General features: G+C 59.0%; 7 protein-coding genes and 3 pseudogenes. 4 read left to right on the plus strand and 6 right to left on the minus strand.

The window, feature by feature from the left end; genetic code table 11:
* Positions 1-71: 71 nt before the first annotated feature.
* The gene (locus tag LDZ27_RS15595) at positions 72-1,505 is read right to left on the minus strand and encodes an SEFIR domain-containing protein (protein ID WP_244816885.1); all 1,434 of its coding nucleotides are present in this window, start codon (positions 1,503-1,505) and stop codon (positions 72-74) included.
* 227 nt (positions 1,506-1,732) lie between these two features.
* The gene (locus LDZ27_RS15600) at positions 1,733-3,343 is read right to left on the minus strand and encodes an RNA-directed DNA polymerase (RefSeq protein ID WP_370653432.1); all 1,611 of its coding nucleotides are present in this window, start codon (positions 3,341-3,343) and stop codon (positions 1,733-1,735) included.
* On the opposite strand from LDZ27_RS15600, the pseudogene LDZ27_RS15605 reads away from it, so the two are divergent.
* Positions 3,287-4,669: pseudogene (locus LDZ27_RS15605) on the plus strand (IS5 family transposase); the annotation flags it as partial. The gene LDZ27_RS15600 and the pseudogene LDZ27_RS15605 sit on opposite strands and share 57 nt — an antisense overlap.
* Positions 4,670-5,141: 472 nt before the next feature.
* Here LDZ27_RS15605 and LDZ27_RS15610 read toward each other — a convergent pair.
* The 3 genes and pseudogenes from LDZ27_RS15610 to LDZ27_RS15620 form a co-directional block, all read right to left on the minus strand.
* Complete coding sequence (locus tag LDZ27_RS15610) at positions 5,142-5,672, minus strand: hypothetical protein (RefSeq protein WP_244816887.1); 531 nt, start codon at positions 5,670-5,672, stop codon at positions 5,142-5,144.
* A 474-nt stretch (positions 5,673-6,146) separates the two neighbouring features.
* A complete protein-coding gene (locus tag LDZ27_RS15615) occupies positions 6,147-7,184 on the minus strand; it encodes a hypothetical protein (RefSeq protein WP_244816888.1) in 1,038 nt (345 codons plus the stop codon).
* 659 nt (positions 7,185-7,843) lie between these two features.
* Positions 7,844-9,112: pseudogene (locus LDZ27_RS15620) on the minus strand (IS256 family transposase).
* A gap of 66 nt (positions 9,113-9,178) precedes the next feature.
* Between LDZ27_RS15620 and LDZ27_RS15625 the strand changes: the two are divergent.
* From LDZ27_RS15625 to LDZ27_RS15635, 3 genes and pseudogenes are all read left to right on the plus strand, one after another.
* Entirely contained in the window at positions 9,179-9,925 is a 747-nt protein-coding gene (locus LDZ27_RS15625; RefSeq protein WP_244816889.1) for a hypothetical protein, read from the plus strand.
* A 292-nt stretch (positions 9,926-10,217) separates the two neighbouring features.
* A pseudogene (locus LDZ27_RS15630) lies at positions 10,218-11,488 on the plus strand (IS256 family transposase).
* Between the two features lie 209 nt (positions 11,489-11,697).
* Positions 11,698-12,948 carry an IS256 family transposase gene (locus tag LDZ27_RS15635; RefSeq protein ID WP_244816890.1) on the plus strand — a complete coding sequence of 417 codons (1,251 nt, stop codon included), beginning with the start codon at positions 11,698-11,700 and terminating at the stop codon, positions 12,946-12,948.
* Between the two features lie 217 nt (positions 12,949-13,165).
* Here the strand turns inward: LDZ27_RS15635 and LDZ27_RS15640 are convergent, their stop codons facing one another.
* Entirely contained in the window at positions 13,166-14,605 is a 1,440-nt protein-coding gene (locus LDZ27_RS15640; RefSeq protein ID WP_244816891.1) for an MATE family efflux transporter, read from the minus strand.
* Between the last annotated feature and the right edge of the window lie 123 nt (positions 14,606-14,728).

A 14,728-nucleotide genomic window follows, 5' to 3' on the forward strand; every position in this document is an offset into this window, starting at 1 on the left:
GACGAACGCGGTCGCTCACATACAACAGCGCCGGCGGCTCGCCGCACCTCCAATCGCGTTCTGTCGATAGCTCACGGCAGCGTATCCAGCGCATCCAAATTCAGGCTGCCCCGAAACGTTCGATCACTCATCCAGAAGTTAGTCCAACGGTTGACTTCAAGTCTTGCAACGCCCGCCGACACTGCCCTACGCAGCTCATCTCCGCTTCCAATCCCTGTGATCTTAGCGAGCCTCTGAAAGTCGCGATGACGTGCTGCCTTCACGAAGAAGGGGAACGCGCCAGAGCGCGATGAATAGTGGAGCGTTTGAGGGTACCAACGGGTGCCATCGGTGACAAACGCCATCATCAGGATGAGTAATTCAGCTTGCATTACCTCGGCGAACGGAACGTCGGTGCGATCGGCTTGGCGCTTTATAAGCTCACCCGCCGGTGCATAGAGTCTCTTTCCCTCTGGCGCCAGAACCTGGAGCGCGTCGGAGTACCCATAGAACGCGTCAAAAGTTCTAAATCGGTCCGCACCGATTGACTCCGTTCCGGGTAGAAGGTAGTGGTTAGTGAAAACAAGATGAAGACTGTCAAACGAGCCAGTCTCTAGGAGAACCGCAACTATGTATAAGAAGGTCTCGTAGACGAATACACCGTGTGCGTCAAACCACGCATCGTTCCAAGAGTTGATTTCGGGTGGCCTTGACTTTAATTCAAGCAACTTCTCTAGCATTGAGACAAGTGTTTCATCGAACTCTGCTGAGGGCTTGGTCGCAGATTCGAGCCGTACCCAATCCACAATGTGGTCGCGCACGAGCTTTAGCTTCCCGCAGTCTTCGACAATGCGCTGGCCCATGTTCACTACATCAGGCCGCGTTCGAGTGCGCAGAGCATCTGCGTACTCGTAACAAGCACGGAGAAAGTCTTCTCGATATAACTTCAGCCCCATCTTCCCTTGGAGGATCGCCTGTTTTAGCGCCGCGAATTTCGTGAGAGCTGGGCTCGCGGGTGCGTGAACCTCCGCTGTGATGTAGCTAGGTGCCTTGCCCAGGGACGGCTTCTCGAAAGCAGGTTTTCCATAAAGAACCCGGACAAGTTGCTCCCAATTGTCGTTCGCGGCTTCAAGAGTGGAGAAGTCGATCCAGATACGCGATTTGAGAAACGTCGGAAGGAACGGTTCGCCTGAGTCATCGAATTCACAGGCGATCGGAAGGAACTTCGATTGTTGGACCTTCGAATACACCTCACGCGAGATGATCTGGGACTCGGTGCCGACACCTGCCTTACGAGCATCTGCCTTTTCGGCGTATTCAGAATCGCTGAAAATCAAGACGTGGGTGACAGAATCGTCTGAGACCATTTTCTCCATGAACACGTACTTGTCGTCGCCTTCCTTGAGATGCCAGATATCGAGGACGACATCAACCCCGTCGTTAATCAACTGCTCGGCCCATTGGCGTATGCGTGCTTGATGGCCCGGAGACGACCAGCTGTATGAGATGAATGCCCTTGGTTGCATATGATTCTGAGACCGCCCTAGCGCGTTGTAGTGACTGTGACGATTCTTACATATCATCCGACATGTCGCCATACGGTTGATCTCAGGCGGCCGTCAGCGGAGGGTGGGCTAGCGGCTTTTCTTGGAGAGCACCAATTCCGCGAGTGTGCTCGCTGCCGTTGCCCCTTCTGAAGCCGCTAAGAACGAAGACTGGAGGTGCGGAAATCCTCCTCTCTCGCCGTTGATTGCTAGCCTGAAACATCGCCTAGCATGTATTCGACGTCGTAGTCGATGTCAGCATCCACATCGCCTTGCACTGCCGCAGGTTTGGGTGTGATTGGGTGCGTCGCCGCCTCATCATAGAAAGAGACACCAGCGGTCTTCATCGAGCCGAAGTGCTTATGCGCGCCCACGAAGTCCTTCCCTGCTATATTCGGAAGCCAACCTTTTACGTTGGCCTCGTAGGCAAGCAACCACTGTGCATCGGTCAGTTCGCCATCGTGCATGAGTGCTTCAAGAGCACTGACGTCCACGCGGCCAACTACTAACCCCTTAGCTCGCGCGTGCAACGCACAAAGCGCGGCACATGGATCAGACGCCAGGAGCGATCTCTCAACAACCGTCGCATCGAGCGGGCAACCAAGACAGATCGCACCCCACAGCGCCCAAACGACCTCGCTGCCGTGATGCAGTGGAGCGTGGTCCTCAATCAACTGTTGCAGGGACTCTGTGATGCGGGAGCGATCCAGCGGCATGTGCAGGTGATATTTGTATAATTCTCCAATCACTGCGGGTGCTGTACCCGGCTCAACGGAGAGGCATTGAAGAAGCAAACTTTCATATAGTGCCCAGTTGCTCTCGAAGATCGAGATCGACCGCATTCGTTGAACCGAGTAGCGAAGGATTGCTTCCTCGCGGTGCGCGGCTGCGAGTTCGAAAGCTCTACCGAAATAGCTGAGCAAATCAGTCTGCTGAGCGTTGGCAGTCGAAGAGCGAAACGCAAACAAACGCAGATGCGGAACCCAGGATGCCTCCAGTTCATAGGGCAGCTCGATGATTCGCGTCTTCCTAGGATTCAGCTGAAGCTGCAAATCGCCGACCAAATACTGCAGTCGGCCTAGCGCTTCTTCAGCCTGAGCTATGGTGTGGAATCCACAGGCGATGTCGTCGATGTACCGAAATCCCCGCCTGACTATCGTACCCGCCAGCTGCGCGTCAACCGACGAAAGAATCGCTTCGGCAATGACTAGCGAAGTATCTGGTCCGATGGGAATGCCGATCGTCTGCCTATCTTGGCCATTTCGCACTGCCAGGTCAAGGAGGTTGCCGAGCAGAGAGTAATCATTTGGATTTGCCTTTGCAACGACCTTGGTGTGCAAACTCCAGGGTATCGAATGGGTGTAAATGGTCTGATAGAAAGAGCTTAGATCACTTGTCAGTAAGTAACGCGATGCCGTCCGCGATCGCGCCCGCGCCAAGGGAATTGCATCGAAAGTACTGCGAGGGCTAATCGCCCGAGCGGTATGTTTCGAATATCGCGGCGTGGTCAACGCTATTGGCGATTTCCGACAAGCGGCTTTCAACTCCCTCCAGCCTTCGGCAACCGTCCGCGCGACCTGGTATTGATTGACCGGGTTGGGAATCGTCAGCTTACGCCGCAATGTCCCTGTGCGAGCCTGATTAGTCGGTCTTGCAGAATGCCGTGAAGCCAGGCGCTGCGTGGTAATAGGTGCAAACAGAGGGTTGCGGAACTCCCAGTTCCAATATGGAATTGGCCTATGTTCTGGGAGTGAGAAGCGCCGATGAGCACACCGGATTTCTTCCGCAGCCGCCTGGATGCAATGATCGATTTGCGGCACCCGCTGGCCGTACTGGCTAACCGAATGCCCTGGACGTCGATAGAAGCGACGTTGACACCGATCTTCGAGCGGCGTGCTCGCGAAGGCCGGCTGAGCGCAGAGGTTGATCTGTTCGGCACGGCGCCCAAGCTGGCGGGCGCGGGCCATAGCGCTGCCGGACGTCCGCGCCTGTCGACCCGGCTGATGGTCGGACTGCTCTACCTGAAGCACGCATACAACGAAAGTGATGAGTCGGTTTGCGAGCGCTGGGCACAAGACGTGTACTTCCAGTACTTCTGCGGCGAGGACTATTTCCAGCCGCGCCTGCCATGCGATCCGACCAACCTCGTGCGCTTTCGGCAGGCGCTGGGCGAAGCCGGCGTCGAGGAGATGCTCGCGACAACAATTGCGGCGGCCGTGCAAATGAAAGCCGTAAGGCCGGCCGAGTTCGAGCGCGTGATTGTCGATACGACGGTCCAGGAGAAAGCAATTGCCTACCCGACTGACAGCCGCTTGCTGGAGGTTGCACGAGGAAAACTCGCAAGGCTCGCCCAACGCGCCGGACTGACGCTCAAGCAGACCTACCAGCGCGAGGGGAAACAGTTGCGTCGCCGGGCAGGCGGCTATGCGCATGCCAAACAGTTCAAGCGTCTGCGCCGGGTGCTCAAGCGTCAGCGCACGATACTCGGACGATTGCTGCGTGACATCGAACGCAAATTATCGGGTGCATCCGCTGAGCAACAGGCATCCTTGCGAATCTGGCTGGAGCGCGCCTGGCGTATCTGCCGTCAGCGTGCGAAGGACAAGCACAAACTCTACGCGCTTCACGCGCCAGAAGTGGAATGCATATCCAAAGGCAAGGCCCGCCAGCCCTACGAATTCGGTGTCAAAGTCAGTCTCGCGATCACGGAGAAGCAGGGTCTGATCGTCGGTGCGCGCTCGTTTGCAGGCAACCCTTACGACGGGCACACGCTGGCCGCGCAACTTGAACAAACGAACATCTTGCTGCAGGATTTGCCGGGCACGCCGACGCCGAAGATCGTGCTGGCCGACCTCGGATTTCGCGGTGTGGATGCCGATGTTGCGCCGGTGCAGCTGATTCATCGAGGTAAACACAAGGCGCTAAGCAGTACGCAGCGAAAGTGGTTAAAGCGCCGCCAAGCGATCGAGCCGATCATCGGGCACGTAAAACAGGAGCACGGCATGCGGCGTTGCTGGCTAAAAGGGCAAATCGGCGACGCGTTACACGCAGTGTTGTGCGCGGCGGGCTACAACTTGCGCTGGCTGTTGCGCGCCATCGTCCGCCTGGGGCTTGCGCCCATATTTTTTGTTCTTGCGTGGCTGCGCTGCTGGTTCAAAGACTCGCCCGAAGCCTTGTTCGCGCCCCGCGCGACCGTCCGAGATGGAAAGGTGGGACTGCGCCCCGATCGACCACTCGGGAGCACGCGCGAGCGAGATCGAATTTTGCAGGTGAGACTGATTATGGACGGCAGGCCGTGAAACCAAGTTGACTTTGCTTCCCTTCTTCGTCGTATCGAGGTGAAAATTAGCTGGAGCAGTCTCGGCAAACGCCCCAAACGAGCGCGTGTTGAATGGCGGCGGCAGCTCTTTTGGAAAATATCCTCGTGAAAGGATTTCAGCTAGAGGTGACGTCATGCTGCGTTGGTCCTCTGCTTGCAAAAACTCAACGAACGGCCCACGCATCACCGGGAATCCTACAGCATCTTCCAACCCGGACACGCGGAGGGCGTGCCATGACTCGATCTTCTTCCGCAAGTGATAGTGTGGGGCCATTTCTAGTTTCGAAGTTTGCTTGAGGCTATTGTCGCGCAGATGTTGCCAAGACTGGATCGAGTGCGCCCGTGTTGATCACCTTGTCAACAAAGCTTTCCATCGCGTTTGCGATCGCCTTTTGAGCAGCAAGACTCAAGGCATCCGCGCCTACCGGGCAATTTCCGTCCTCACTTGCATGGCCTTGGCCACGGAACGTGGTGGTGATTAATTCTTTTCCTTGCCTGTCGGAAACGCGAGCGCGAATTGCGATATCCACGTTTGCATCAGCGGATGGCACCCAAAATCCGGGTGTGAAGCGAATTCGCGGGTCGAACTCCGAGAGGTCAAACTTGAAAATGATCCCATCACGCGCAGAAGGCACCGCTCCGCCGTTGTTCGCGACTTGGGGAAAGGCGGCTTCGACAGTCTTCGAAAGCGAACCTTGCAGCGCCTCACCGATATACATCGGATACTTATGTGCGCCGCAGGCGAATCCGGATTTGACATCCTTACCCGCCGTAACGAGATTGTCGCTAAAGACAACGTAGGCCTTGTCCTGCCTGATCTTCGTGCTCATGACCTCGGAAGCACCAGATTGCGACGAAACTTGGACGTTATACGCGCAACCCGAGAACACCGATGCTGCTAACATCGCAGCGCCTGCTTTGACCCACGCCATAATTTTCCCTCTCACCTTGGCTGATTCTTCTTGTCTGGGAAACGCTGTCACGGCGCACCGTGAACGGTTCCCGCTTTAGTAACGGCAACGGGCGAGAATTCTTTAGAGCAACTTTCGCGGAACACCTCGCTCGTTGGTTGCGTTCAGCCGTCTGCTTCTTGGGAGCCGCGGCTCCGGTAGAACACGCCACCACCGAGGAGAGGAGCCTTTGCGCCCGCGATTCCCTGGTTACGGGAACGCGACTTCATGCCACTTAAACTCGCGACCCACTGGGGCATGTGTCTAGAAACGCGCGTGGCTGCAACCGGCTTGGCGCAAGCGGCGGCTTGCCGATTCACGAGCGACGCTGATGTTAGAGGCGGCGGCGACGGATCAGGCGAGGACCGGATGCAGTTTGGGCTGGGCGATCAGGATGAACTCGCGCATCGTCTCCGCAATAACCGTAGAGTTCTGCTGATTGCGCGGAACCACCCGCAGAGCCCCGTTGCGCCCTCGTTGAAAATACTCGACCTTGGAGCCCGCGCATAACGTGCCATCAAGCTCGCGCATTAGCGCGTCCAGGTCTGTGTTAGCGGCCGCCGTTTCGACATGAAACTCGCAAAGGATGCCTTTGCGTACGAACTGTAGAAACTCGAAGTGGATGTTGCGGCCGATGCCCGGCAGATAAAGCTGGCGATAATGGCTGGAGTGGTTTGAGACCGCCGGCACCCCCGGCAACGCCCGAAAGTCGGCGACCACCGCATCCAGATGCTCGTAACTGCGGCGCTCGCCGCGCCCTTTGGTCAGTACCGCTGCACTCGTGCGACCGATAACGGAAGGAGCGATAGCCCGCTGCTTGTCATCGGAGGTCTTGAACTGCGGCAACTCGACGCCCAAGACCTCAACATCCTTCATTTGCTCATTGAGAAACTCGATTACCCGGCGGAGCTGCGGAGGCAACTCGTCGGCCACGAACACCAGCCGAATATTGCCACGGCGCAGGTTGTTCTCAACGGCTTGCCAGAAGTCCTCTTCGGCAAACTCCGTTTCCTCTAAAAAGGCTTCCAGTACGCTCTCCGCGTTGGGTCCACACTGCTGCAGGAACTGCTCCTTGATTTCGGATTGAGGCCAATACACCACGCCGTTAGCCGCATAGTCGAGTAGCTGGCCAACGATCTCCCTGCGGATCTCCCGGTTCTTGCTGCGTTTGACCTCGACGAGGGTTGGGACGGCCAATTGATCGATGAAGAAATGATCCATCGACCAGCGGTTATTGCCGTTCTCCTGATCCGGGACGCCCATCTCGCGTCGGACCAGCAGGAGTCGGCGCTCGTCCTCCTCGTTTTCGGCTGTGCAACCACCCAGCAGCGCTGGGTGCCTGGCGATCAGCTCCTGCAACTCTGTTTCCTGCAGCGGCGTTGCTGGGTTCATCTTTACAAGACTCGTGTCTTGACCAACAAGGAAAACGCCGGGCATCAAGGTTCCTATTAAGATATTACCGGGCGACGCACACTAAAAAGCGACTACAGGTGGCCCTAGCTAGATTAGCATTGTACCGAGGCATTACGTCTCCTTGGTTGATTTCGCCCGAACGCAGTTTAAGGGTCGTTCAGGGACGGCTTCATCGGGCACAAGTCGACTAGCATGCAACGGTCGCGGAGGTGCTGGCCGGACGTTCGAGCGTCAGCGGCGTATTCCAAAATGGCGATCCGGCGAGTTCTCAAGTTTCGCGTTCCATTGCCGTAGTGTCGGATTGAGCGCCCTTCATCCAGTGCTGCCGCGCTGGCCGAGCGTACGGGCCTAGATTAGAGTGATTTTTTTAAATTCTGGCTAACAGATGGCACACGTCAATTTTTCAATTTCGGGGAACAATGTATGACAATCGCCGCCGCATGGGTTCGCACTTTGGAGAATGGCGCAGAGGAGTTGATATTTTGTTCCGACAGCCGGCTTAGCAATGGGAAGCGATTCGACCACTGTCAGAAGACGTTTCGGTTTGCTCGGACGGATGCGGCAATCTGTTTTGCGGGAGGTACCGACTGGGCTTACCGAACCTATCCGCGTTTTTGTGGGCGAGGCGGTTAGCGGAGTTACCCGCGTGCGTTGGTAAAACGCTCTCCAAACAGAATAGCGAACTGGTTCATGGCGGAGGACCAGTCAAATGCCGCCCGTACCGACTTCGCCAGCACATTGCGCAATGCCAGCCAAAGCAGCTTGATGGCGGCCTCGTCGTTGGGGAAGTGGCCGCGCGTCCTGATGATCTTGCGCAGTTGCATGTTCAGACTCTCAATGGCATTGGTGGTGTACACCACCCGGCGTATCGCCGGGGGAAACACAAAGAACGGTGTGACGTTCTCCCATGCCCGTCGCCATGACTGCACGATGGTCGGATACTTCGCGCCCCATGGCCCTTCGGCAAAGGCCTCCAGCGCCTGCTGCGCGGCCTGTTCGCTGGCCGCCCCATAGATCGGACGCAACGCGGCGGCGACGCTTTACGGTCCTTGTAGCTGGCGTATTCCAGGCTGTTGCGGATCAGGTGCACGATGCAGGTCTGCACGGCCGTGCGCGGGTACGCTGTGCCGATCGCCTCGGCCAGCCTTCAGGCCGTCGACGACCGCGATCAGGATGTCCTGGCAGCCCCTGGTCTTCAGTTCATTGAACACCTTCAGCCAGAACTTCGCGCCTTCGGTCTGCTCGATCCACAGGCCGAGCACGTCGCGCTGGCCGTCGGCCTGAATGCCCAGCGCCAGATACACCGCCTTGTTGCTCACCACGCCGTCGCCACGGATCTTCACGCGCAGCGCGTCGAAGAACACCACCGGGTACATCGCCTCGAGTGGACGGCTTTGCCAGGCCAGCGTTTCAGCCATCACCTCATCGGTGACCGAACTGATGAAATCGGGTGAGACCTCGGTGCCATAGCTTTCGGCCAGAAATGCCTGAATCTCGCGCACGCTCATGCCGCGTGCGTACATGGCGATGATGCGCTCGTCAAAGCCCGCGAAACGGCGCTCGTGCCTGGGAATCAGGATCGGCTCGAAGCTGCCTTCACGGTCGCGCGGCAGATCGACCCGCACCGCGCCGCGCTCGGTGATGACGGTCTTGCCGCTGGCGCCGTTGCGTTCATTGGTCTGCTCGGCAGGCTTGGGCTGGCCGGGCCGGTAGCCCAGATGCATGCTCATTTCCGCGCCCATCGCGCGTTCGATGAGCGCCTTGTTGAACGCCAGCATCAGGTCCTGGACCTCACCGGGCGTCATCGGACCCTTCACCAGCTCATCAAGCAGCGCTTCAGGCAACTCAGGCAGCGGCCCGCGGGCCGCTGCCTGAGACGCGACGGTGCGTTTCTTCTTCATCGGCATATCCATGACTTTTACCTCTCATGATATGCCTCGCCCACGGAATTACGGATAGGTCCGGCTTACCCGATGATCATCGCGGCGATCAAAGCAGCAGACGTTCACTTGCCCTCGGAGACACGTGCCTTAGGTTTGGCAAAATTCAAAACGCATCTTGTGACTATTCTCAACCAAATGCAGCGTGAAGTGCATAATTTTGTTCAGGGTGAAAACGTACCTGACATAACTTTTCTGCTAGGTGGCTACGACTGGAAGCTCAAGTGTTTTCGTTTATGGCGCCTGCAATTCGACGGGTCAAGAGATAGTTTTATTGCCGACGAACGCACGGGAAGCAACAGTTTCGGTGGGATGGGGAAAATCGAAATAGCTGGCGACCAAGAATGGACCCAAGAGATGCGTGAGCGCCTAAAAATTCTGGTGCAGACAAAGTACGGACTCGACATGCGACAACCCATATCTGCCAGATTCGACATGGAGCCTTTCGAGGTCATTCGAGATTTATTGCGAAAATCTAATGCCAACGACAGCATCGGAGGCGCCCCTCAAGGCGTCAAGATCTATCAATACCTCAACTCGGGAGACATCGGCGTTTTTTGGCCTCGACTAACAGATGGCCGTTTGTTCCTTTCAGGCCGCCCTTTACTTGATTACGAGCGCGCAACGATCAAGTCGGTACTGGACCCAGACTCACTCAACAGTACTTGGCTGAGCGGAAGTAGTGTTGACGCCGCTTCCAATATGAACAGGGCTAACGAGACGGCTTTCAAACGCGCTGAAGATTGCGGTGAGAATACCGAGTCAATGATCGAAGATTGATCTTAACAACGTGGTCGCTCGGTGTTATATCCGGCGTAGAGCCGAAGAACGAGCGACTGCTTTCGCTCAAAGCGACGACGGCGGATCGGTTACGGAAGGGGCGAGATGGGTCGTGAAGACTCGTTCACCTCCGGTGAAGATACCGACGTTTTACCGCGCCGCGTCGCGAATGACAGCAATGCGGCGAGCTGCAGCCGCGCGGCGGACGAACGGCGAGCGTCGGCTTTGGCCGAATGGGACCTATCCGTAATTCCGTGGGCGAGGCATATCATGAGAGGTAAAAGTCATGGATATGCCGATGAAGAAGAAACGCACCGTCGCGTCTCAGGCAGCGGCCCGCGGGCCGCTGCCTGAGTTGCCTGAAGCGCTGCTTGATGAGCTGGTGAAGGGTCCGATGACGCCCGGTGAGGTCCAGGACCTGATGCTGGCGTTCAACAAGGCGCTCATCGAACGCGCGATGGGCGCGGAAATGAGCATGCATCTGGGCTACCGGCCCGGCCAGCCCAAGCCTGCCGAGCAGACCAATGAACGCAACGGCGCCAGCGGCAAGACCGTCATCACCGAGCGCGGCGCGGTGCGGGTCGATCTGCCGCGCGACCGTGAAGGCAGCTTCGAGCCGATCCTGATTCCCAGGCACGAGCGCCGTTTCGCGGGCTTTGACGAGCGCATCATCGCCATGTACGCACGCGGCATGAGCGTGCGCGAGATTCAGGCATTTCTGGCCGAAAGCTATGGCACCGAGGTCTCACCCGATTTCATCAGTTCGGTCACCGATGAGGTGATGGCTGAAACGCTGGCCTGGCAAAGCCGTCCACTCGAGGCGATGTACCCGGTGGTGTTCTTCGACGCGCTGCGCGTGAAGATCCGTGGCGACGGCGTGGTGAGCAACAAGGCGGTGTATCTGGCGCTGGGCATTCAGGCCGACGGCCAGCGCGACGTGCTCGGCCTGTGGATCGAGCAGACCGAAGGCGCGAAGTTCTGGCTGAAGGTGTTCAATGAACTGAAGACCAGGGGCTGCCAGGACATCCTGATCGCGGTCGTCGACGGCCTGAAGGGGCTGGCCGAGGCGATCGGCACAGCGTACCCGCGCACGGCCGTGCAGACCTGCATCGTGCACCTGATCCGCAACAGCCTGGAATACGCCAGCTACAAGGACCGTAAAGCGTCGCCGCCGCGTTGCGTCCGATCTATGGGGCGGCCAGCGAACAGGCCGCGCAGCAGGCGCTGGAGGCCTTTGCCGAAGGGCCATGGGGCGCGAAGTATCCGACCATCGTGCAGTCATGGCGACGGGCATGGGAGAACGTCACACCGTTCTTTGTGTTTCCCCCGGCGATACGCCGGGTGGTGTACACCACCAATGCCATTGAGAGTCTGAACATGCAACTGCGCAAGATCATCAGGACGCGCGGCCACTTCCCCAACGACGAGGCCGCCATCAAGCTGCTTTGGCTGGCATTGCGCAATGTGCTGGCGAAGTCGGTACGGGCGGCATTTGACTGGTCCTCCGCCATGAACCAGTTCGCTATTCTGTTTGGAGAGCGTTTTACCAACGCACGCGGGTAACTCCGCTAACCGCCTCGCCCACAAAAACGCGGATAGGTTCGGTCCTCCGCCATGAACCAGTTCGCTATTCTGTTTGGAGAGCGTTTTACCAACGCACGCGGGTAACTCCGCTAACCGCCTCGCCCACAAAAACGCGGATAGGTTCGCCGAATGTCTGGGTCTGTCAGTAATTTCGTGTTCAAGGCATATGATGCTCCCCAGGAGAAAATATGCCTCGCAAACCCAAGAGCCCACCGGTAGACCTGCCGACGATTCCAGCGGAGCTGCTTGAGCAGTTCGGCAACGGCCCGATGACGGCGGAATCGATCAACGCCGCGACCATGGCGCTGAAGAAAGCGTTGATTGAGCGCGCGCTCGGCGGCGAGATGAACCATCATCTGGGCTATTTATCGGGCGCGGCCAAGCCGGCCGCCGTCAACAACCAGCGCAACGGCAAGAGTGCCAAGACCGTTCTAACTGAAGACGGTCCGATCCGCATCGAGGTGCCGCGCGACCGCGACGGCAGCTTTGAGCCGCTGCTAATCCCCAAGCACGAACGACGCTTCACGGGCTTCGATGAGAAGATCGTCGCCATGTACGCCCGGGGCATGACCGTACGCGAGATCCAGGGATTCTTGCAGGAGCAGTACGGCACGGAAGTCTCGCCCGAGTTCATCAGCTCGGTCACCGACGAGGTAATGGCTGAAGTCACCGCGTGGCAATCCCGGCCGCTCGAGCCCATGTATCCGGTTGTGTTCTTCGATGCTTTGCGCGTGAAGATTCGCGAAGATGGTGTGGTACGCAACAAGGCCGTCTACCTTGCGCTGGGGGTGCTGCCCGACGGCACGCGCGATATTCTCGGCTTGTGGATCGAGAACACCGAGGGCGCCAAGTTCTGGATGAAGGTGTTCAACGATTTGAAGACCCGCGGCGTGAACGACATCCTGATCGCCGTGACCGACGGCCTGAAAGGCATGCCAGAGGCACTGGCCGTCGTGTTTCCGGCAACCACGCTACAAACCTGCATCGTCCACCTGATTCGCAACAGCCTTGATTACGCGAGTTGGAAGGACCGTAAGGGACTGGCTGCGGCGATACGACCGATCTACACAGCGGCAAGCGCAGAGGCCGCGCAGGCCGAACTCGACGCGTTTAACGAAGGGCCGTGGGGGCAACGGTTCCCGACGGTCAGCGCCGCTTGGCGCAACGCCTGGGACCGCGTCATTCCGTTCTTTGCGTTCCCGCCGGCGGTGCGTAAGGTCATTTACACAACAAATGCCATTGAAAATATCAACGCGCAGCTACGCAAGATCATTAAGACGCGAGGCCACTTCCCGACCGACGATGCCGCCACGAAACTCATCTGGCTTGCCCTGCGCAACATCACGGCCGGGTGGAGTCGTTCCGCTCAGGATTGGAAGCAGGCCATGAACCAATTCGCTATCCTTTACGCGGATCGATTCGTTCGATCGTCCGTGTGAATCTCAACCTCGCCTTGAACACGGAAATTCTGACACTCCCGAATGTCTGTCATTGCTCCGTTACTCCGAGCGTCGGCTGGGCGGCCGAAGCGTGTCGCGGAGCTACTCGTGCGTCAGCCGACGACAGTGTGTCGATGAACACGACTGCGCTCACAGTGACAAACCCTAGATCGATCTCGGGCAAGTGGCGAACATGCGCATCGAAGGTAGGCATCGCTCACGCACCCCGCACCTCGCCGGCACCCAGCAAATACAGATCCCTCAACCGTCCCACACCGCCCCCGCACTTTCGAAACCCAACCCCACTCCTCAACCACCCCACCCACCCCCGCTCAACCGCCCCACCTGCACCCCCAACGCCACCCCGCGTGACCATAAACACCGTAAGCGCCATCCACAGCCCGTGATTCCCCATCGCCCCAACAAGCGCCCACGCAGCAACCGCAAACACCGCAAACGACACCCCCATCGCCACCATCAACTCCCGCGTCCTGGTCGCGCCGATAAACACCCCATCGAGCTGAAACCCTGCCACCGATGCAAGCGGCAGCACCGCCGCCCACGGCAAATAACGCAGCGCGGCGGCGCGCACGACGGCCTGATCCGTCAGCTGTCCGATGATCCACTCGCCGCCCAGCCAATAAGCGACCGAAAACCCCGCCGCGCCGATGACCGACCACAGCATCGTCACCTTGACGGCCTGACGGAACGCGTGACGGTCGCGCGCGCCGGCAGCCGCGCCGACGAGCGCTTCGGCGGCATGCGCGAAGCCGTCAAGTCCGTAGGCCGTGAACGTCTGGAAGTTGAGCAGCAGCGCGTTCGCGGCGAGCAGGGCATCGCCCTGACGCGCGCCCAGATGCGCGAACCAGCCGAACGCGCCGAGCAGACACAGCGTCCGGATGAAGATGTCGCGGTTGATCGCGACGAGCCGCCTGATCGCATGCCCGTCAAAAAGCGCGCGGACCCCGAGCGGCGCCAAGCCGCGTTCCCGCAAGCGCCAGAGCAGCGCGACACCCAGCGCGAAGCCGCAAAAATCCGCGAACGCAGTCGCCGCGCCGATGCCCGCGATTCCCCAGCCGAAGCGGTAGACGGAGAGCAGCACGGCAACCACATTCATCGCGTTGATGAACACCTGCACGACGAGCGCGAGGCGCACGCGCTGGCAGCCGAGCAGATACCCGAGCACCACGTAATTGGCGAGCGCGAACGGCGCGGCCCAGATGCGCGCGTGGCAATACGTGCTCGCGGTTTGCTGCACCGCCGCGCTGCCGCCGAGCGCGACGAGCGCATAACGGACGATGGGCGCCTGCAGCACGAGCACGGCCACGCCGATCGCGAGCGCCAGCATCAGCGCGCGCAGCAGGCTTGCGCGCAGCGCGACGGCATCGCGGGCGCCGAACGCCTGCGCGACGAGTCCGGTCGTGCCCATGCGAAGAAAGCCGAAGCCCCAGAACACGAAGCTGAACACGAGGCCGCCGAGCGCGACGCCGCCGAGATACTGCGGACCATCGAGATGGCCGGCGACGGCGGTATCGACTGCGCCGAGAATCGGCTGCGTCAGATTGGCGAGCACGATTGGAAGCGCGAGCGTCAGCACGCGCCGATGCCAGCGCACGGGCAGGGCGGCAGATTGTGAAGCGTCAGGGGAAGAGGTCAAGTGCGGGTCCGTGGTCGCGTCGGCAGAAGAAAGACGAGGAGAAAGGCGAAGAGAAGGGCGACATTGTCGTCAGCGCGGCGAGGCGGCGCAACGTCGCGGCGCGCCCGATAATGCGGCTCCGTC

This window comes from Caballeronia sp. Lep1P3 (assembly GCF_022879595.1).
Lineage (GTDB): Bacteria > Pseudomonadota > Gammaproteobacteria > Burkholderiales > Burkholderiaceae > Caballeronia.

What these genes read in the sequence shown, in the direction of transcription:
- LDZ27_RS15595 (WP_244816885.1), bottom strand. Translation starts at nt 1,505, where the DNA reads ATGCAACCAAGGGCATTCATCTCATACAGCTGGTCGTCTCCGGGCCAT.
- LDZ27_RS15610 (WP_244816887.1), bottom strand. Translation starts at nt 5,672, where the DNA reads ATGAGCACGAAGATCAGGCAGGACAAGGCCTACGTTGTCTTTAGCGAC.
- LDZ27_RS15615 (WP_244816888.1), bottom strand. Translation starts at nt 7,184, where the DNA reads ATGAACCCAGCAACGCCGCTGCAGGAAACAGAGTTGCAGGAGCTGATC.
- LDZ27_RS15625 (WP_244816889.1), top strand. Translation starts at nt 9,179, where the DNA reads ATGATCATCGCGGCGATCAAAGCAGCAGACGTTCACTTGCCCTCGGAG.
- LDZ27_RS15635 (WP_244816890.1), top strand. Translation starts at nt 11,698, where the DNA reads ATGCCTCGCAAACCCAAGAGCCCACCGGTAGACCTGCCGACGATTCCA.